Annotated in this window: 19 protein-coding genes; 14 read left to right on the forward strand and 5 right to left on the reverse strand. The window is 62.7% G+C overall.

The annotated features are described in order from the left end of the window. Nucleotides 1–274 precede the first annotated feature (274 nt). The 3 genes from bioB (at nucleotide 275) to GY725_22480 (ending at nucleotide 2444) form a co-directional block, all read left to right on the forward strand. A complete protein-coding gene (bioB, locus tag GY725_22470) occupies nucleotides 275–1336 on the forward strand; it encodes a biotin synthase BioB (protein MCP4006954.1) in 1062 nt (353 codons plus the stop codon). Nucleotides 1337–1401: 65 nt separating this feature from the next. Continuing rightward, on the forward strand, nucleotides 1402–2259 hold the full coding sequence (gene kdsA, locus GY725_22475; GenBank protein ID MCP4006955.1) for a 3-deoxy-8-phosphooctulonate synthase: 858 nt from the start codon (nucleotides 1402–1404) through the stop codon (nucleotides 2257–2259). Nucleotides 2260–2288: 29 nt separating this feature from the next. Next, nucleotides 2289–2444 (forward strand): Trm112 family protein, encoded by a 156-nt coding sequence (locus GY725_22480; protein MCP4006956.1) that lies wholly within the window; start codon nucleotides 2289–2291, stop codon nucleotides 2442–2444. Here the strand turns inward: GY725_22480 and GY725_22485 are convergent. Both GY725_22485 and GY725_22490 read right to left on the reverse strand, forming a co-directional pair. Continuing rightward, complete coding sequence (locus GY725_22485) at nucleotides 2407–3294, reverse strand: hypothetical protein (protein ID MCP4006957.1); 888 nt, start codon at nucleotides 3292–3294, stop codon at nucleotides 2407–2409. The genes GY725_22480 and GY725_22485 overlap by 38 nt on opposite strands. Then, nucleotides 3294–4418, reverse strand: coding sequence for a YjgP/YjgQ family permease (locus tag GY725_22490; protein ID MCP4006958.1), 1125 nt, complete (start codon nucleotides 4416–4418; stop codon nucleotides 3294–3296). The genes GY725_22485 and GY725_22490 overlap by 1 nt, the downstream gene beginning before the upstream one ends. Nucleotides 4419–4456: 38 nt before the next feature. On the opposite strand from GY725_22490, the gene GY725_22495 reads away from it, so the two are divergent. From GY725_22495 to GY725_22545, 11 genes are all read left to right on the forward strand, one after another. After that, a complete protein-coding gene (locus GY725_22495) occupies nucleotides 4457–5548 on the forward strand; it encodes a glycosyltransferase family 9 protein (GenBank protein MCP4006959.1) in 1092 nt (363 codons plus the stop codon). 81 nt (nucleotides 5549–5629) lie between these two features. Further along, complete coding sequence (gene waaF, locus GY725_22500) at nucleotides 5630–6712, forward strand: lipopolysaccharide heptosyltransferase II (protein MCP4006960.1); 1083 nt, start codon at nucleotides 5630–5632, stop codon at nucleotides 6710–6712. Next, nucleotides 6712–7623, forward strand: coding sequence for a glycosyltransferase family 2 protein (locus tag GY725_22505; GenBank protein MCP4006961.1), 912 nt, complete (start codon nucleotides 6712–6714; stop codon nucleotides 7621–7623). Before waaF ends, GY725_22505 begins: the two co-directional genes overlap by 1 nt. A 106-nt stretch (nucleotides 7624–7729) precedes the next feature. Continuing rightward, entirely contained in the window at nucleotides 7730–8845 is a 1116-nt protein-coding gene (locus tag GY725_22510; protein ID MCP4006962.1) for an NAD-dependent epimerase/dehydratase family protein, read from the forward strand. Beyond that, complete coding sequence (gene rfaE1 / locus GY725_22515; protein ID MCP4006963.1) at nucleotides 8842–9828, forward strand: D-glycero-beta-D-manno-heptose-7-phosphate kinase; 987 nt, start codon at nucleotides 8842–8844, stop codon at nucleotides 9826–9828. The genes GY725_22510 and rfaE1 overlap by 4 nt, the downstream gene beginning before the upstream one ends. Continuing rightward, nucleotides 9825–10712, forward strand: a complete 888-nt coding sequence (locus tag GY725_22520) for a YicC family protein (protein ID MCP4006964.1) — start codon at nucleotides 9825–9827, stop codon at nucleotides 10710–10712. The genes rfaE1 and GY725_22520 overlap by 4 nt, the downstream gene beginning before the upstream one ends. Next, a complete protein-coding gene (locus GY725_22525; GenBank protein MCP4006965.1) occupies nucleotides 10709–10963 on the forward strand; it encodes a DUF370 domain-containing protein in 255 nt (84 codons plus the stop codon). Before GY725_22520 ends, GY725_22525 begins: the two co-directional genes overlap by 4 nt. Then, nucleotides 10960–11544, forward strand: coding sequence for a guanylate kinase (gene gmk / locus GY725_22530; GenBank protein ID MCP4006966.1), 585 nt, complete (start codon nucleotides 10960–10962; stop codon nucleotides 11542–11544). Before GY725_22525 ends, gmk begins: the two co-directional genes overlap by 4 nt. A gap of 12 nt (nucleotides 11545–11556) precedes the next feature. Beyond that, complete coding sequence (locus tag GY725_22535; GenBank protein ID MCP4006967.1) at nucleotides 11557–13698, forward strand: bifunctional (p)ppGpp synthetase/guanosine-3',5'-bis(diphosphate) 3'-pyrophosphohydrolase; 2142 nt, start codon at nucleotides 11557–11559, stop codon at nucleotides 13696–13698. Further along, nucleotides 13695–14474, forward strand: a complete 780-nt coding sequence (locus tag GY725_22540) for a glycosyltransferase family 2 protein (protein ID MCP4006968.1) — start codon at nucleotides 13695–13697, stop codon at nucleotides 14472–14474. The genes GY725_22535 and GY725_22540 overlap by 4 nt, the downstream gene beginning before the upstream one ends. Beyond that, nucleotides 14471–15628, forward strand: coding sequence for a glycosyltransferase family 4 protein (locus GY725_22545; protein ID MCP4006969.1), 1158 nt, complete (start codon nucleotides 14471–14473; stop codon nucleotides 15626–15628). The genes GY725_22540 and GY725_22545 overlap by 4 nt, the downstream gene beginning before the upstream one ends. On the opposite strand, the gene GY725_22550 is transcribed toward GY725_22545, so the two are convergent. Genes GY725_22550 through rpmB form a run of 3 tightly spaced genes read right to left on the reverse strand, consistent with a single transcriptional unit; the run spans nucleotide 15606 to nucleotide 18125 of the window. After that, the gene (locus GY725_22550) at nucleotides 15606–16055 is read right to left on the reverse strand and encodes a GNAT family N-acetyltransferase (protein ID MCP4006970.1); all 450 of its coding nucleotides are present in this window, start codon (nucleotides 16053–16055) and stop codon (nucleotides 15606–15608) included. The two genes, GY725_22545 and GY725_22550, sit on opposite strands and share 23 nt — an antisense overlap. Then, entirely contained in the window at nucleotides 16052–17923 is a 1872-nt protein-coding gene (locus tag GY725_22555; protein MCP4006971.1) for an ABC transporter ATP-binding protein, read from the reverse strand. The genes GY725_22550 and GY725_22555 overlap by 4 nt, the downstream gene beginning before the upstream one ends. Before the next feature lie 10 nt (nucleotides 17924–17933). Further along, complete coding sequence (gene rpmB, locus GY725_22560) at nucleotides 17934–18125, reverse strand: 50S ribosomal protein L28 (protein ID MCP4006972.1); 192 nt, start codon at nucleotides 18123–18125, stop codon at nucleotides 17934–17936. Nucleotides 18126–18131 lie beyond the last annotated feature (6 nt).

Raw genomic sequence — 18131 nt, forward strand, 5'->3', positions numbered from 1 at the left:
GCCTGAGACGCTCACCGCCGTCAGGGCTAGGGAACCTCTGCACAGGGAGGCTGCGGCTGCGAAGCGCGATGCATCCGCCTGCGCTGCGTCGCGCGACCCTCTGCAGCTCTACGGATCTCCGATCGGATCACGCTTCTTGCTCAGGCGGCGACTCCCGCTTCTCGCTCGATTCCTCCCTGTGCAGAGATTCCCTAGCTGCAAGTTCCCGGATTGGTTCACTTTCCACTCGGGGGGCGCACCCCGGGGCCGCGAATCTGGTACCCTCCGCTGCCGTATGAATCTGGCACGGAAAATTCTCGATGGTCCAGCGTTGACGAAGGCAGAGCTGCTCGGGCTCCTGCGCGATGACGTTCCCCTGCTTCCCCTGCTTCACGAGGCGTTTCTGGTGCGCGAACGCGCGTTTGGTCGCCGCGTGCGCGTGCAGGTGCTGAACAACGCCCAGAATGGGCGCTGTTCCGAGGACTGTGGTTATTGCCCGCAGTCGACCGTCAGCGAAGCTCCGCTCAAGCCGTACCCGTGGAAGCCCGTCGAAGAACTCCTGGCTGAAGCACGCGCCGCTCACGAGGCCGGTGCCTTCCGCTATTGCATGGTCGCTAGCGGGCGGGGGCCCGCAGATCGCAACATCGACTTCCTGGCCGATGCCGTGCGCGCGATCAAGAAGGAAGTGCCCGTCGAAGTCTGTGTTTCCGTCGGTTTTCTCGACGAGGACAAGGCCCGGCGCCTCAAGGAGGCCGGTGTCGACCGTCTGAACCACAACCTGAATACCAGCGAACAGCACTATTCCAAGGTCTGCTCGACCCATACCTACAACGACCGCTTGAACACGCTTCGCGCGGCGACGGCGGCGGGTCTGGAGCAGTGCAGTGGCTTGATCGTGGGCATGGGCGAAAGCGACGAGGACATCGTCGACGTGACCCTCGAACTGCGCGAGCTATCGATTCCCTCGATCCCGATCAATTTCCTGATTCCGATCGAGGGAAATCCTTTGCAGTCCGACGGTTCCCTCACGCCCGCGCGCGCGCTGCGCATTCTGGCGATGGTGCGCCTGGCGAACCCGAGCGCCGAAGTGCGCATGGCCGGCGGGCGAGAAGGCCATCTGCGCTCCCAGGAGTCCCTGGGGCTGTACGCCGCGAATTCGCTATTTGTGGATGGCTATCTGACCACGAAGGGCGAGAGCCCCCGCGAGGTCTATCAGATGATCCGCGATGCCGGTTTCGAGGTGGAAAAGGCAGACGGATCGGTGGCCACCTGGGAAGAACTGGGCCTGGACGACGCTTTCCGCGTTTCCGGCAGCCGGGACATCCTCAAACCTAGCGTCCTCGCCACGACCCGCTGAACGGACTACCCTCTGGATTGCGCGAAACTCTCGCAACGAGGGTGCGCGCTGGGGACGGGAGACCCATGCAACCGAACCACGTCGAAATCGGCGACGATCGCACTAGCCCCCTGATCTTCGGTCCCGGCCAGCCCCTGGTCTGGATCACCGGTCCGTGCGTAATCGAGGATTACCGCACCACGGCCACGGCCGCAGAACGACTCAAGAAGCTGAGTGAGAAGCTCGAAGTTCCGCTCATTTTCAAGTCCTCCTATGAAAAGGACAATCGCACCTCGGAAGAGTCCTATCGCGGGCCCGGACTCGACGATGGATTGGAGATCCTGGCGCGGATCAAGCAGGAGTTCGAGCTGCCCGTGATCTCCGATGTGCATCGCGTCGAAGACCTCGAGGCTGCGCGCGAAGTGCTCGACATCATTCAGATCCCCGCATTCCTGTGCCAGCAGACATCGCTGGTGGTCGCGGCCGGAAAGACGGGCCGTCCCATCAACGTGAAGAAGGCGCAGTTCCTTTCGCCCGATGCGATGTCGAGTGCGGTCGGCAAGATCCGGCGCACGGGCAATCAGCAGATCCTGTTGACCGAACGCGGCACCTGTCACGGCTACAACTCATTTGTCGCCGACATGACTTCGATCCCCGGCATGCAGGCCCTGGGTTGCCCGGTCATTTTCGACGCCGGTCATCAGGTGCGGCGCTACGGCATACCGAGCACCGATCCCGAGGGTGGGGCTCCGAAGGAGTACATCCCGGTCCTTCTGCGAGCCGGTGTTGCGGCCGGCGCAAACGGGCTGTTTCTCGAAACACATCCGAATCCCGACGACGCCCTGTGCGACGCGGCGAGCCAGTTTCCATTGGAATCCATGGAAGACCTGATGCTCGAAACTCGCGATCTCGCGGAACTGATGCGCAAGCAGGGACACGCGTGAGCGGACGAGTCGACCCGGATCTGCTCGAGATGCTGGTCTGCCCGCTCTGCAAGGGCGAACTGGCCGTGCAATGGGCCGACGGCTCCGAGGCGGCGCTCGACTGTGGGGCGTGCTCGCTTTCATTTCCCATCGAGGACGGGATTCCCGTCATGCTGGTCGAAGAGGCGAATCCGCTGGTTGCGTGAGCGAGCTGCTGAATCGGTAGCGCAGCTGATGCAGTGCGAGTTTGATTCTCTCTCGCCGGGTCCAGCCGCGCAGTTCAGCGCGTAGTTCGCGATCGCCCCGTGTGTAGGCACTTGCGAAGATCGCCAGTTCCCTGGGTCCAATGCGCGAGCCCGCCAGCCCGTTCTTGACGGCCGATCGGTGCAGTCGGCCCAGGTTGTTGGCCCGCACCGAACTGGAGAGACCGCCACTTCCATGGAAAACGGCCTTGTCGAGGTCGACCGCCACGATGCGCCGGCCCCCGGAATTCGGCACGACCAGCAGATTTCGCAACTGTAGATCGCGGTGGTCCACGCCCGCGTCGTGCAAGCGGCGCACTGCGTCGGCCACTTCGGCGATCAGGATTCGCCGGGCTTTGACGTCTTTGAGGGAATGCAGGACTCCGAGCAGTTCGCTTGCGTTGGGCTCTTCACGCGTGCCGATCATGGCGGACCAGAAGGGACCGAAAACCGGCCAGAGTACGACGCACAGAGCGTGAGGCACCGGTGCATCGAGTGCTTCGGCTGCCGCGGTGACACTCAACTCTTCTGCGGCGCGCGAGGTCCCGACGTAGAGCGAACCCGTGAGCCAGCCGAGCAGGCCGCCGTGCCGATAGCGCCGCAGCACCACCCGCAGGTCGTGTCGCAGCGCAACGCTGGGCGTGGTTCCGCGGCCGCGCCGCGGGCCGCGCGCGAAAAGGGTCTTTCTTACGGCTGGGTCTGCCAGTCGCAGGCGCATCAGGTCCGGGGTTTCGTTTCGGTCGAGAATCAGCCAGACATCGGCAACGCGGTGGACGACATAGCCAGGCGGAACCTCTCCAATCGGATCGCGCATCAGGTCTCCCCCCGGACGGTCCGCCGGATCAGCCAGAATCCCGCCAGCAAAACGACGACGTTGGGGCTCCAGACCGAGAGCCAGGCTGGGGCGTATCGGCCTTCAGCGGCGAGTTGGCCCGCGCTGAACAAGAGCCAGTACAGACCCATGACCGCGATCGCAGTGAGTGCGCCCGCTGAACGGCCGGAACGCAGTGGCCGGATGCCCAGGGGTACCGCGACGATCGCGAGCAGTACCGACGCCATCGGGAAGGCGAGTCTGCGGTGGATCTGCGTCTGCACGCCTGCGCGTCCGGTTTTGCCGCGCAGCTCTGGGGGGTCTCCAGCTTCGAACTGGCGCTCGAGTTCGAGCAGTTCACTGAACGTGAAGTCGCGGGGGCGCTTGTGCGCGTGTATGAATTCGCTCAGGTCGAGCGTCGTGTGCATCCGTGCGAAGCGGATCTTGCGGTAGCGTTTCTTCTCGACAGCAGAGAAGTGGATCGATCCTTCCGTAAGCTCGAAACCGATGCTCCCGGCTCCCTCGGGCTCCGTGTCCTCTACAACTGAACCGCACTTCGCCGAGATGAAGAGACTGCGTTCATCGTCGCGGAAGTCGCCGATCAGTACTCCGCGCAAGGGGCATGTTTCATCGCCCTGTTCGTGGACGTACAGCATGTGATCGCCGAATTCCTGAAACGAGCCCGGCTTGATGATCCGCACACTCTTGGCGAACTCGCGCACGAGCGACTTCATGCGATCGTGGCTCCTGGGCTCGATTTCCCAGACCAGGTGCCCGGTGACCAGTGCAGCGAGGGCCGCCAGCAATAAAACCGGCGGCAGCAGTCGAGGTACGCTCACGCCCGAGGCGCGAATCGCAACGATCTCTCCATCGGCCGACATTCGCCCGAACGCCAACAAGATGCCGAAAAGCAGTGCGGTGGGGATCGCGAACGCCAGGTAGCTGGGCAGGATCACGGCCACCAACTGCACCAGGCCCATCCAGCCCGCGCCGGCCGATAGCAGATCCTCTATGAAGCGCAGGACGTTTTGCACTACGAGCAGGAGACTCATCAGGCCGAGTCCGAGCAGCGAGTGGAAAAAGACGTCGCGCAGGATGTAGCGCCAGAGGATCCGGGGGGCGACCATGAGATCGTCAATGCTATCCGTTCGCCGTGCCAGCGCCAATGCCGATCGCTGAAACCAGGCCGGCGCCTCCGCGCCTGCTCGCCCAGCTGTCCGAAACGCCCCCGGCCGGGCGAATTCTCGTGATCCGGCTGGGCGCGCTCGGAGACGTGGTGCGCACGCGTTTCGCGTTTGCCGCCCTGCGCGCGCTGTATCCAGAATCCCACATCGACTGGCTCGTGGAGGATCGCGCGGCGGCCGGACTCGAGGCCATCCGGGGCCTCGACGGCATCGTGCGGGTCGCGCGCAACGACCTGCGGATCGGCCATCCGCTCGCTTTCAGGCGCAGCGCTCTGAAACTCGTGGAGAAACTGCGGGGTGGTGCCTACGATCTGGCCGTCGATTTTCACGGGATTCTCAAGAGCGGATTGCTGGCCCGAGCGGCCGGAATTCCGATGCGTGTGGGCTACGACCGGCACTTCTCACGCGACGGAAGTCAGCGCTTTTTGACCCATCGGGTCTCGATTGCGTGCGAGCGCCTGTCTCGCTTCGAGCGCAACGACGCGCTGGTGCGGTTTCTGGGCGGTGAGCCGGTCCGTGAGGCCCCGCCGCTGGAATTGTCGCCGGATCCCGCTCCCGAGTTGGCAGACCTGCCCACTGGCCTCGCCGTCCTGCATCCGGGCACCAGCCCCTTGACGCTTTACAAGCGCTGGGATCCGGCTCGCTTCGCGAGACTGGCCCTCATCCTGCGCGAGAAGGCGGGACTCGAGAGCCTGATCACCTGGGGACCTGTCGAAGGCGAGTGCGAGGCCGCGCAACAGGTCGTGGCGCGCGCCCAAGGGGCCGCCCATCTGGCTCCTGCAACACAATCGATTTCTCACTTGCTGCAGCTGATGCGGGGAGCCCGGCTTTTCGTCGGCAGTGACTCGGGCCCGATGCACCTGGCTTCCCTGCTCGGATTGCCACTGGTGGCGGTCTTCGGTCCCACGGATCCCGTCGAGAACGCGCCGTTCTCCGGCAGCCCACATCGGATCGTTCGCGAGGACGTCGGCTGTAACCCCTGTAGGCTCGGATGTCCCTCTCGGGCCTGCATGAGCCGGATCGGCGTACAAGATGTTGCCAGCGCCGCCCTCGAGCTTCTGGCAGGAGTTTGACGCGCCGCGTTGCCGCGATGTCAGCAGAGTCCTATCAAGAACGAAACTCGTTTTCTGTCGGGTTTCCTGTGATCGATATAAGTGGCTGAAAACAAGGACAAAATCTCTATCATTCTGCCCAATCACCTGGGTGATGTGGTGATGGCGACCCCGGCCTTGCGGAGCCTGCGGCGGGGCTTCCCCCAGGCCGAAATCACCGCAGTCTTGCGTCGCCCCCTCGATCAGGTGCTGGGAGGCAGTCCCCGGATCGACCGGATCCTGGCTCACGACATCTACGCGGGTGGGGGGGCGGTCCGCCAGTTCCGGCGCCGCCTCGCGGTCGCTCGCGAATTGCGCGGCAGCGAAATTACCGTGGTTCTCCCCAATTCCGTTTCCAGTGCGCTTCTGGCCTTTTCCACGCGAGCGCCCCGGCGCCTGGGATACGCGCGACGCGGCCGCGGTCTGCTCCTGAGCGAGGCCGTGCCGGCCCCTCGGGAGGCTGGACGCTTCGTTCCGGTGGCCATGGAGCGCTACTATCTGGACCTCGTGGGACGACTGGGTTGTCCCGATGAGGGAACCGAGCTCGAGCTTTTCAGCGAAACTGAAGCGGAGGCCGCCTGCGAGGCGTTGTTTGCGAGGCAGGGCCTGACGGGCGATGCACCGCTCGTCTGCCTGGCACCGGGAGCTGGTTTCGGGCCGTCGAAGATCTGGCCCGCTGCCTATGTGGCCGAGGTGGCTCGTGCGCTCATCGACGATGGCGCGAAGGTGGCGCTGGTGCACGCGCCCGGTGAGGAAGTCCTGGCCGATGAAATCGCACACAAGACCGGCGACGAAATCATCTCTCTGGGAGGCTCAGCCATGAACCTCTCGCTGCTGAAGTCCGTTCTGTCTCGCGCTCGTCTTTTGATCTGTAACGACGCCGGTGCGCGCCACATCTCCGCCGCCTTCGACGTGCCGACACTCGTGCTCATGGGCCCCACGAGCACGGCGTACACCAATCTGAATCTGAAGCGGACGCGGTTGTTGCGCGAGCCAGTCGATTGTTCGCCGTGCCAGAAGAAGGTCTGTCCAACCGATCATCGCTGCATGGCGCTCTTGAGCCCGGCACGTGTGTTGAAAGAGGCGCGCGAGGCTCTCATGAGCGATGACTGGCTCGGCAGCGTCGAACTGGAGCTACACGCGTGATGCCGACCGTGGATCTATCGATTGTGATCGTCGCCTGGAACGTGCGAGACCTCGTGCTCGATTGCCTGGCCTCCATTCGCGATGCTCGACTGAAGATCAGCTACGAGGTGATCCTGGTCGACAACGGCTCGGCCGACGCGACCGTAGAGCAGGTAAGCGAGCAGTTTCCCGAGACCCGCGTGATTGCCTTGCCGAAGAACATCGGTTTTGGCGGGGGCAATAATCGCGGACTCGAGCGCATGAACGGTCGAACGGCAGTGCTGCTCAACAGCGATACGATCGTGCTCGAAGGTGGGTTGGAGCAATGCGTGGCCTATCTGGACGAGCATCCCGACGTCGGCGTCGTCGGTCCCCAGCTCTTGAATCCAGATCGGACGAGACAGAACTGCATTCACAACTCGCCGACGCTGGTGTCCGAGATCATCTCCCAGTCGGTCCTGAGGCGGTTGTTTCCGCGTCGCTATCCGAGCAAACGCATCGAATACACCCAGCCGGTAGAAGTCGAGGCGGTGCTAGGCGCGTGTATGTTCGTGAGGCGCGAGATTGTCGAAACGGTCGGAACGATTGACGAGGACTTTTTCTTCTTCCTGGAGGAAACCGACTGGTGCCATCGAATTCGCTCGGCTGGCTGGCGAGTCATGCACCTGCCCGATGCGTATGTGATTCACCTGTACGGGGAATCGACCAAAAAGAAGGTGCCACTGCGTACGCGCATCGAATTCCACCGGAGTCGCTATCTTTTCTTCAAGAAGAACCGCGGATTCCTGACATATCAGGCGCTCCGTGTCATCGTGATGGCCAAGATCCTGTTCGGCTGCGTGTTTGGCGGGCGCCGCGCTTCGGAGTACCGCAAGATTCTGGCCTGGCATATTGCGGGCCGTCCGGCGTCCGCGGGCCTGGGATCGGCCTGATCGCTTCAGCCGGAGCTTCCGACGCGACGCTTGGCGCGGGTCGGGAGCTTCAGGCCATTTCTGACTCAAATCGGTCTCGTCGGAGACGCACCCGGGAGGGAAGCAGTTGAAGATTCTGGTTACAGGTGGCGCCGGTTTCATCGGTTCGCATCTGGTCGACGAATTGCTCGCCGAGGGCCACGAGGTCCGGGTGTTCGATTCCCTGCACGAGCAGGTGCACGGCAAGGACGCCGACTGGCCGGACTATTTGAACCCCGCGGCCGAGCGCATGCGCGGAGATGTGCGCGATGCGGCGGCGGTGCGACGGGCGCTCGAGGGCATGGAAGTCATCTACCACCAGGCCGCCGCGGTCGGCGTGGGCCAATCGATGTACGAGATCGAAAACTACGTCTCGATCAACTCCCTGGGTGCGGCCGTCGTTCTGCAGGAGATCGCCAGTGGGCGCCATGAGATCCGACGCATGGTCGTAGCCTCGTCGATGTCGATCTACGGCGAAGGCCAGTACGTCGATCCCGACGGCAAGAGCGTCTTTCCCGGCCTGCGAAGTGACGAGCAGTTCGAGCGTCGGGAATGGGAGATCTTCGACGAACGAGGAAGATCTCTCAAACCGGTTCCGACACCCGAAACAAAGCCCTTGCTTCCCACTTCGGTCTACGCGGTGACCAAACGCGATCACGAGGAACTCTTTCTATCGGTCGGCGCTGCCTATCGGATTCCCACGGTCGCGTTGCGTTACTTCAATGTCTACGGCTCGCGGCAGGCGCTCTCGAACCCCTATACCGGAGTCGGCGCAATCTTCAGCGCGCGTCTGCTCAATGGCAATCCTCCCCTCGTCAACGAGGACGGTCTGCAGAGCCGCGACTTCGTACACGTCTCCGATATCGTCCAGGCCAATCTACTGGCTCTGCGCGCCCAGGCCGACGGCGGCGTGGTCTGCAATGTGGGAACGGGTCGGCCGACGTCGATCCTGCAGCTTGCGGAACTGCTGGCTGCGCGACTCGACCTGCAGATCAAACCTCAGATCAGTGAGCACTTCCGAGCCGGAGACATCCGCCACTGCTACGCCGACATCACGCACGCGCGGCAGGTACTGGGTTACGAACCCAAGTCTCGACTCGAGGACTCGATCGACGAGGTAATCGATTTCGTGCGCGGTCAGAATCCAGAAGACAAGGTGCAGGCGGCGACCGACGAGTTGCTGCGCCGAGGTCTGCAGCGTTGATCGATCCCGACCGTGCGACTCGGCTGATCGCGGATTTCGGACAGCATCGAGTGCTGGTCGTCGGGGATCTGATTCTGGACCGCTATCTGTGGGGCAACACGGAGCGTATCTCACCCGAAGCTCCGGTCCCCGTAGTCCACGTCGACCGCGAGTCGACGATGCTCGGCGGTGCGGGCAATGTCGCGCGCAACCTGGCCAGCCTCGGCGCAAGCGTAGAAGTGGTCGGCGTGATCGGCGAGGACGACGCCGCACTGGAAATCCGCCGACTGTGTGAGCGCTGGAAGATCGGAGCGCGTCGCCTGGTGAGCGATGGATCGCGACCCACGACAGAGAAGACCCGCATCATCGCGCGTGCGCAGCAGGTCGTTCGTTTCGATCGGGAGACCGAACTGCGGATTGCGCCTGCGCTCGTCGAGCGCGTACTCGATGCGATCCGCACTGCGGCCAGCGAGGTGCAGTTGGTGATCCTCGAGGACTACGCCAAGGGTCTGCTGGGTCCGGCGGTGATCTCGGAGGCGATGGACATCCTCCGGGCTTCCGGGGTCGCGGTTTTCGTCGACCCGAAGGATCCCCCCTGGGAGATCTACCGGGGGGCGGAGTTGATCAAACCGAACCAGCGAGAGGCCGAGCAGGTCGTCGGTTTCCGCGTGCGTTCCGATGCGGATCTGGAACGACTGGGCCGCCAGGTGCTCGAATTGAGCGGGGTCCACAATCTGGCCCTGACGCGCGGAGGCGATGGAATGTCGATGTTCGCGACCGATGAGCCAACGCGGCATATCCCGACCGCCGCCCAGGCGGTGGCCGATGTCGCCGGCGCCGGGGACACGGTGATCGCAGCCCTGGCGCTTGGGCGCCTGTCTGGTGCGACCTGGCAGGAAGCCGCTGAAATCGCGAACGCAGCCGCTGGTGTTGTCGTGGCCGTATCCGGGACCGCGACGCTCACACCCGGTCAGTTGCGCCAGGCCCTCGGAGCGAGCAGATGAGCGAATCTGTTCGTTCGATGACGGGCTTTGGCCGTGCCGAGGCAGAACTCGAGCGAGGCGCTGTATCTGTGGAAGTGCGCTCGGTGAACGGACGCCATCTGGAGTTGCGCGTGCGGCTGCCCCGCGAGCTGAGTTCACTGGAAGCGAAGCTGCGACGAGCCGCTTCCGCGCATTTCGCGCGCGGTCAGGTCGAAGTATCGATCCGTCTGCCGCGCGAAGGCGTGTCCGAGCCCGAACTCCAGATCGATCAAGAGGCGGCGAAGCGTTACGCAGAGGCGGGTCGAGAATTGTCCAGCGCGCTCGAACTCGACGATTCACTTTCCATCTCGTCGCTCCTGGCGCTACCCGGTGTCGCACGAATGCGCGAACCGGAACTGCAGGCCGAAGCCATCGGGGACACGTTACTCCAGGCGGTCGAGGCGGCCTGCCTGGCCGCCTGCAAGATGCGCGAACGCGAGGGCCTGGCCCTGGCAGACGAACTCCTGTCGCGGATTACGGGAGTCGAAGAACGCGTCCAGCAGTTCGAATCCAGGGCCGAAGAGATCACAAGGGGTCTGCGGGAGCGCCTGCAGAAGCGCCTGGCGACACTCGCTCCCGAAGTCGAAGTCGACCCGGCCCGCCTGGAGCAGGAGATCGTGATCTACGCCGACAAGCTCGATATTACCGAGGAACTGGTGCGCTTGCGCAGCCACTGCGCCCAGTTCCGTGAGACACTGGACGGCGGCGGGTCCATCGGGCGAAAGCTCGAGTTTCTGCTGCAGGAATTCGGTCGCGAGACCAATACCATCGGTTCCAAAGCATCGGATGCGCCGATTGCGCGCGATGTCGTGGAACTGAAAACGGAACTCGAGAAGCTCCGCGAACAGGTTTTGAACGTCGAGTGAAGCTACTGAACGTCGGATATGGGAATGTAGTCGTCGCGCGCCGCGTCGTGGCCGTGATCGGCCCGCAGGCCGCTCCGATCCGTCGAATGCGCGAAGAAGCGCGAAAACGCGGCAAGCTGATTGACGCGACAGAGGGGCGGAAGACCCGCTCGGTGATCGTGACCGATTCCGACCACATCGTTCTCGCGGCCGTGCAGACCGAGACCCTGTCGATGCGTCTGGCGGGCGACGGTGACGAGGACGAGGGATGACCGGAACGCGTCGCGGTATTCCCTTCGTGATCTCCGGCCCCTCCGGCGCCGGGAAGAGCACGCTATTGCGTTGCGTTCTGGATACGGACTCGTCGTTGCGCTTTTCGATCTCGCACACGACGCGTCAGCCCCGACCCGGTGAGCGCGATGGTGAGGATTACTGGTTCATCACCCGTGCAGAGTTCCAGGGCATGATCGACCGCAACGAGTTCCTCGAGTGGGCTGAGTACAACGAAAACCTCTACGGCACCAGCCGCTCGGCGGTTGAAGGTCCCACGCGGGAAGGCTGCGACTTGATCCTCGAAGTCGAGGTACAGGGCGCCGACCAGTTGCGGGATCGCCTGGCGGACGACGCCGTATTCGTTTTCATCGAACCTCCGTCACTGGATGAACTGGAAGATCGGCTGCGAAGGCGCGCAACAGATGCGGGCGCAGTCATTGAGAAGCGACTCGCGCGAGCACGCGAAGAGATGCTCTCGCGAGACCGTTATGACCACCAGGTAGTCAACGATCAGCTACCGCAAGCCGTGAGCGCGTTGCAGGAAATCATCGCGCTTGCGAGGGACCGAAGAGACGAGTAGCGCGGACGTTCCATGGCAGCACGGATCAACGAGATAGTAGAGCGCGTTCAGACCAATTTCCCAGATCTGGATACTTCCGTGCTGCAGAAGGCCTATGTCTACTCGGCGAAGGTGCACCAGGGACAGCAGCGCCTCTCAGGAGAGCCGTATCTGACTCACCCTCTGGAGGTCGCTGGAATCCTCGCGAACATGCGACTCGACCATGTGACCGTGGCGGCCGGACTGTTGCACGACACCATCGAAGATACCTATGCAACCGAGGAAGAAATCGGCGAGCAGTTCGGTGTCGAAGTCCAGGAGCTGGTCACGGGTCTGACCAAGCTGTCGAAGATGGAGTACCAGAGTCGCAAGGAACACCAGGCCGAGAACTTTCGCCGGATGTTGCTCGCCATGTCCAAGGACATTCGCATCATCCTGATCAAGCTCGCCGACCGGCTCCACAACATGCGCACTCTCAAGTACATGAAAGAGGACTCGCGGCGGCGCATTTCCCAGGAAACGCTCGATATCTACGCGCCACTGGCCCATCGGCTCGGCATCTACTGGATGAAGGAGGAGTTGGAGCGTCAATCCTTCCGAGAGTTGTTCTCGGCGGTGGCCACCGAGATCGAAGAAAAGATCCAGCGAGGCAAGAGTGAGAGCGAGCGCTACATCGAAGGAGTCCGGTCATCCCTGCAGAAGGTTCTCGACGATCACGGGCTATTGAGCGAGGTAACGGGACGACTCAAGGAACCTTATAGCCTCTACAAGAAGATGCAGGAGCAGAACCTGGAGTTCGACCAGATCTACGATCTGACCGCCTTCCGCATCATCGTCGACGGTACGCCGGCCACCTGCTACGAGGCCCTGGGCATCGTTCACAATCTCTGGAAGCCTGTTCCCGGGCGTTTCAAGGACTACGTGGCCATGCCCAAGCCCAATGGCTACCAGTCCATGCACACGACCGTGATCGGCCCTTTTGGCGAACGCATGGAAGTGCAGATCCGCACGCAGGAAATGCACCGTGTTTCAGAACTCGGCATCGCGGCTCACTGGAAGTACAAGGGTGCCAGCGATACCAAGGCGTCCGACGAGCAGAAGTTCGCCTGGCTGCGACAGATGCTGGAGTGGCAGCAGCAACTCAAGGATCCCAATGAGTTCCTGGAGACCGTGCGGGTCGACCTGTTCTCCGACGAAGTCTACGTCTTCAGTCCCCAGGGTGATGTCATCGCGCTTCCCGCTGGTGCTACACCGATCGACTTCGCGTACGCCGTACATACAGAGGTTGGCAATCACTGCGCAGGCGCAAAGATCAACGGGCAGTTGGTACGCCTGAGCTACAAGCTCAACAACGGCGACACCGTCGAGATCATCACATCCCCGCATCAGAAGCCGCGCCAGGAGTGGCTCGACATCGTCGTGAGCGGGCGAGCCCGCGGTCGCATTCGCCACGTGCTGAAAGCGGATCAAGTCGAGGATGCGCGCAGTCTGGGTCGCGAGATCCTGCAACGCGACCTGCGGGCGCGCGGGCTCAAGTACGAAAAGCTCTTGAAAGATGGATCTCTCAAGGGAATAGCCAAAGAACGAAAACACAAAGATCTCGATGCGATGCTTCAGGCCATCGCGTACGGCAAGCTCGAGGCGCGTAGCGTTGCGCGAGCTCTCACCGGACAACCCGAAGACGAGGATACGAAGCCCACGCTCTTCCAGCGCGTGATGCGGGCCAGCCGCAATCCGGGAACCGTCAAGGTGGGCGGTGTAGATCAGGTACTGGTCCGGTTTGCCAAGTGCTGCTCTCCGGTGCCCGGCGATCCGGTCGAGGGTTTTATTACGCGCGGTCGCGGTGTGACCGTGCACGCACGTGATTGTTCGAAGGTCTTCCATCTGGATCCGGAGAGGCGTGTTCCTGTCACCTGGGAGAGCACCCCGGGAGAGCTGCGCCGGGTCAAACTACGAGTGGTGTCCGAAGATCGTCCGGGTCTGCTGGCCGCAGTATCGAACAAGATCAGCGCCGAGGGCGTGAACATCGACAACGGACGGATTACCACCAGCCAGAACAACCGGGCCGTGCAGACCTTTGAACTCCTGGTCAAGGATCGGAAGAACATCGACGCCGTCATCAAGCAGGTTTCGAAGATTCCGGGCGTTCTCAGTGTCGAGCGGATGCGCCAGTGAGCGCTTCGACCCGAGTTCGACCACCCGTTTCGGGCGTGGTCATCTGTTTCAACGAGGCGGATCGGATCGCGCGCACCCTCGAGTCCCTGTCGTTTTGCGACGAGATCGTCGTGATCGACTCCTGTTCGACCGACGGCACCGCGGAAGTCGCCCGGCGGTTCACCGACCGAGTGATCGAGCAGGATTTTCTCGGTTATGTGAAACAGAAGAACTTCGCGCTGGACCAGGCGACACACGATTGGGTGGTCTGTCTGGATTCCGACGAGGTCCTGACGCCGGAGTTGGTGTTGACGATTCGCGCTGCGATCGAACGCGATCCGGAGTTCAGCGGGGGGTTCCAGTTGGATCGCGTCACACGCTTCCTCGGTATCTGGCACGATCGCGGTGAATGGTATCCGGATTGGCAGTTGCGCGTGTTTCGACGCTCAGCCGGTCATTGGACCGGACTCGATCCGCACGACAGAGTCGAAGTTCCCGGAGCCGTGATTCGTCTCGAGGGTCGTTTCGAACACTACAACTACCGCGACCTGGCGGATCACATCCAGACGATCGACAAGTTCTCGGCTTCGCTCGCTCAGTCAATGTACGATTCGGGCGTGCGCTTTCGCCTGCTGGATCTCCTGGTGCGCCCGTTCACACGTTTTCTGAAGGGCTATTTCTTGCGTCAGGGATTCCGTCTGGGACTTCCCGGATTTCTGGTCTCGATCTCGACCTCGTACTACGTCTTCATGAAGTACGCCAAGCTCTGGGAACTGGAGTTGCGCCGGGAACGATGAAGATCCTGCACGTCACTGGCGACTGGAAGTGGACCGGTCCGGCCGAACCCATGTTGCACGCGGTCACCGGACTGCGCGAGCGCGGTCACGAGGTCGACCTGGTCTGCCCTTCGGCGCCCCCCGATGAAGACGGCGGGGTCGAGGTTCATGCCCGCAATCGCGGCCTGGATCCGGTGCTCACTCTTGCTCCCGGGCAGGGATTTCGTCCGTTCCGGGATCGGCAGGATGTGCGACGTCTGCGAGAGTTGCTCGCAAATCGCGGGTACGATGTGATTCACGCGCACCACACGCGCGACCATATTCTCCTGCTGCGCGCACGTCGCAGAGGGCAGGGGAAGCTCGTCGTGAGCTGGCATCACGGCGATCCGATTCCGCCCAACCTGTGGAATCGCTGGCTCTTCGGTCCGACCGGGTCCGACGCAGTCGCCGTCTTGACGCAAGAACTCGCAGAGGTCACACGCAAATCGATCGGTGGCATCGCATCGCGCGTCGGTGTGGTTCCCGGATGCGTCGATTCGCAGCGTTTCTCGCCGCGGGAGCCATCGGAGACGCTGCAGAACAAGCTCGGATTGGCGCCGGACTCGCGGGTCATCGGACTCGTGGCACGCCTGCAATTGCACCGTCGCGTCGATCTACTTCTCGATGCTTTTGCATGCGCACTTCGGGAAGTTCCGAACTTACGCCTGCTCGTGATGGGGCGGGGCACGCACCAGAAGGAGGTGCTGACCGACCCGGTTCGTCGCCTCGGTCTGGAACACGCTGTGATCCACGACGGGTATCGAGGTGATGACTACCTGGACGCCCTCGCGCAGCTCAACGCCCTGGTCTTCCTGGTGCCGGGTTCCGACGGCTCCTGTCGCGCAGTGCTCGAAGCCATGTCGATGGAGATTCCGCCGATCGCGAGCCGTCGGGGAGCCTTGCCCAGTACGGTGACGGACAGGAAGACTGGACGTCTCGTCGATGAATCCGTGGAGTCGCTTGCCGCGGCCTTCATCGACCTGTCACGCGAGCCCGAACGGTGGCGGGAATGGGGCCGTGCCGCGCGTCGTTCAGTGCTCGAGAAGCACGCCGTGGCTCACTACGCTCAGGAACTCGAGAAGCTCTACCACTCCGCGATTCAGGATCAGGTGATCAGGTCAGGGAGCGCTGCATGATCACGTGCGTTCCGATGTCGGGTAGTTCGAACTCTTCACCCACGGCTTCGAGCGCCGAGTCCAGGTAGAACTCGCGGGCGCTCGCCCGTGCCTTGCACCAGAGCAGTATTCCGCCCGTGGAGCGGATCTGTTGCGTGCAGGTTTCGAGCAGTTTTCGCCCGATACCGTGCCGGCGTGCGCTCTTCGCGGTCGCCATGCCGCGCAGACGCCACTCCAGAAGCCCGTCGCCGCCTTCGCGTGCTTCGCGATAGATCGACGCCACGCCCACGAGTTCGCCGTCCAGGAAAGCTCCGAGGTGGAACGTCGTTTCGTCGTCGTCACCCGGGTACACCAGTTGAGCGGCCTCCTGGTGCGGTCGCAGTACTGAGTGGCGCAGAGAGTGCGTCTGATCCGCGGAAATTCGCCGAATTTCGGTCTTCGAACTCACGTCCGGCCGTCCGCCGGTTTCGCCAGTTGCAGATCAACGAGTTCGCGATACAGCCCGCCGCGGCTCATCAACTCATCATGCGTCCCGGTCATCGTGATGCGCCCGTCCTCCAGCACGGCGATGCGATCAGCCGCTTGCACTGTCGACAGACGATGAGCGATCACCAGCACGGTTCGCCCCTCCATCAGATTCCCGATCGCGTCCTGGACGATCTGCTCTGACTTCGCGTCGAGAGCGGAGGTGGCCTCGTCGAAGATCAGGAGTTGTGGGTCCCGCAGGATCGCCCGCGCGACGGTGATCCGCTGCCGCTGACCACCGGAGAGTTGCGCGCCCAGTTCGCCGACTTGCGTCTCCAAGCCATCGGGGAGTTTCTCGATGAACTCATTTGCGTTCGCCGCGCGCGCCGCTTCGACGACCTCTTCGAAGCTGGCTTCGGGACGTCCGTAGCGGATGTTCTCCAACAGAGACGTATCGAAAAGGAATGGCTCCTGGGTGACGACTGCGGTGAGACGTCTGAGTGACTCCCGCTCCAGCCTGCGCAGATCGATACCGTCGATTTCCACCGTGCCCGAAGTCGGATCGTGGAAACGCAGCAGAAGGTCGGCCAGTGTGGTCTTGCCCGAACCGGTGGGTCCCACCAGCGCCAGACTCTCGCCCGCACTGATCTCCAGGTCGATGTGCTTTAGAACCTCTTCCCGATCGTAATTGAACGAGACTCCCGAGAAGCGGATCCCCTGTGAGATGCGCTCGATGCTCACGGGATCGGCGACGTTCCCGACTTCTTCGTCGGAATCGAGGATCTCGAAAACACGAGTCGAAGCGGGCAGGGCATCCTGGACCGAGTTGTAGAGCTTGGTCAGGCTCTTGGTCGGCGCATAGAGCATCGCCGAAACGCCCATGAAGGCGGCGAAGGTTCCGAGCGTGATGCCCCACCAACCCGAGAGAAGCGCGTAGATTCCCACCAGGATGACCGACACGAATTGCGCCTGGCTCGATAGTTCCACCAGGCTGCGAGAAAGGACTCGGTTGCGCACCACCTTGAGGGCACGTCGGAAGTAGCGCTTGATCTCACCTGCGTAGGCATCGAATTCGAGCGCTTCCGCACCGAAGGCCTTGATCACCTTGATGCCCGATAGGATCTGGACCAGGCGCTGCAAGACTTCGGAGATCTGTTCCTGCCGCCGCTGGCTGCTACGTCGGATGCGACTACCGAAAACCCGCAACACCAGCGCGACCGGCGGGCCGACCAGCAGGAGAATCAGCGCGAGCGGAGCGCACAGGATGAAGGCCCAGGTGAGGGCGCCCAGGATCTGGAACAAGTGCTGGATGGCTTCGCCGAATACCAACCCTTGCGCGCGGTTGGCGACCATCGTGTCGCTGCCGATCCTCGCCAGGAAGTCTCCGCGTTTGCCGCGCACGTGATGCGCGAGTGGCAGTCGCAAGAACTTGGAGCCCAGGTCCATGTTCATATCGGCCCACATGCGAATCATGACCCATTCGACCGCGTAGTCGCGCACCAGTCGAACCAACGGCATGAGGAACACGATGCCCAGTGCCGCGAGCACGATGTTGTAGAGGTTCTGGTCGACGCGCTCGCGCATCACAGCGCGCTGTGCCTCGAGGGCCTCGGGTGCGACGGGTCCGGTCAGAGGGTTCTCGCCGCTCAGCAGACCGCCGATCGACTTGGCATTCAGATCGGGAATGACGATGTCATCGATCAGGGGCTTGATCAGATAGACGCGCCCGGTGAGTCCGGAGGCGTACAAGAGCGAAAAGACCACCGCGACGACGACCACCCAGGAGTACGGACGTGCGTACGCGAGGAGTCGAAGCAACCGGCGGGTCGCGCTTTGCTTGTTCCCAGGCATGGCCGGGGGCTCAGGCGACCTTCGTCACCTTTCCGGAACGAATGCAGCGGGTGCACACGCGAACGTGCTTCGTGCGGCCGTCAATCACCGCTCGAACCCGTTGAAGATTCGGGAGAAAGCGGCGCTTCGTCCTGTTGTTGGCGTGGCTCACGTTATTGCCGCTCGCCGGTTTCTTGCCACAAACCTCGCACTGGGCTGCCATGCTGTC

It is taken from the genome of bacterium, from assembly GCA_024226335.1.
Taxonomy (GTDB): Bacteria; Myxococcota_A; UBA9160; order SZUA-336; family SZUA-336; genus JAAELY01.

What these genes read in the sequence shown, in the direction of transcription:
- GY725_22545 (MCP4006969.1), top strand. Translation starts at nt 14,471, where the DNA reads ATGAAGATCCTGCACGTCACTGGCGACTGGAAGTGGACCGGTCCGGCC.
- gmk (MCP4006966.1), top strand. Translation starts at nt 10,960, where the DNA reads ATGACCGGAACGCGTCGCGGTATTCCCTTCGTGATCTCCGGCCCCTCC.
- GY725_22535 (MCP4006967.1), top strand. Translation starts at nt 11,557, where the DNA reads ATGGCAGCACGGATCAACGAGATAGTAGAGCGCGTTCAGACCAATTTC.
- GY725_22520 (MCP4006964.1), top strand. Translation starts at nt 9,825, where the DNA reads ATGAGCGAATCTGTTCGTTCGATGACGGGCTTTGGCCGTGCCGAGGCA.
- rpmB (MCP4006972.1), bottom strand. Translation starts at nt 18,125, where the DNA reads ATGGCAGCCCAGTGCGAGGTTTGTGGCAAGAAACCGGCGAGCGGCAAT.
- GY725_22490 (MCP4006958.1), bottom strand. Translation starts at nt 4,418, where the DNA reads ATGGTCGCCCCCCGGATCCTCTGGCGCTACATCCTGCGCGACGTCTTT.
- GY725_22505 (MCP4006961.1), top strand. Translation starts at nt 6,712, where the DNA reads ATGCCGACCGTGGATCTATCGATTGTGATCGTCGCCTGGAACGTGCGA.
- bioB (MCP4006954.1), top strand. Translation starts at nt 275, where the DNA reads ATGAATCTGGCACGGAAAATTCTCGATGGTCCAGCGTTGACGAAGGCA.
- GY725_22485 (MCP4006957.1), bottom strand. Translation starts at nt 3,294, where the DNA reads ATGCGCGATCCGATTGGAGAGGTTCCGCCTGGCTATGTCGTCCACCGC.
- GY725_22495 (MCP4006959.1), top strand. Translation starts at nt 4,457, where the DNA reads ATGCCGATCGCTGAAACCAGGCCGGCGCCTCCGCGCCTGCTCGCCCAG.
- GY725_22555 (MCP4006971.1), bottom strand. Translation starts at nt 17,923, where the DNA reads ATGCCTGGGAACAAGCAAAGCGCGACCCGCCGGTTGCTTCGACTCCTC.
- GY725_22480 (MCP4006956.1), top strand. Translation starts at nt 2,289, where the DNA reads ATGCTGGTCTGCCCGCTCTGCAAGGGCGAACTGGCCGTGCAATGGGCC.
- kdsA (MCP4006955.1), top strand. Translation starts at nt 1,402, where the DNA reads ATGCAACCGAACCACGTCGAAATCGGCGACGATCGCACTAGCCCCCTG.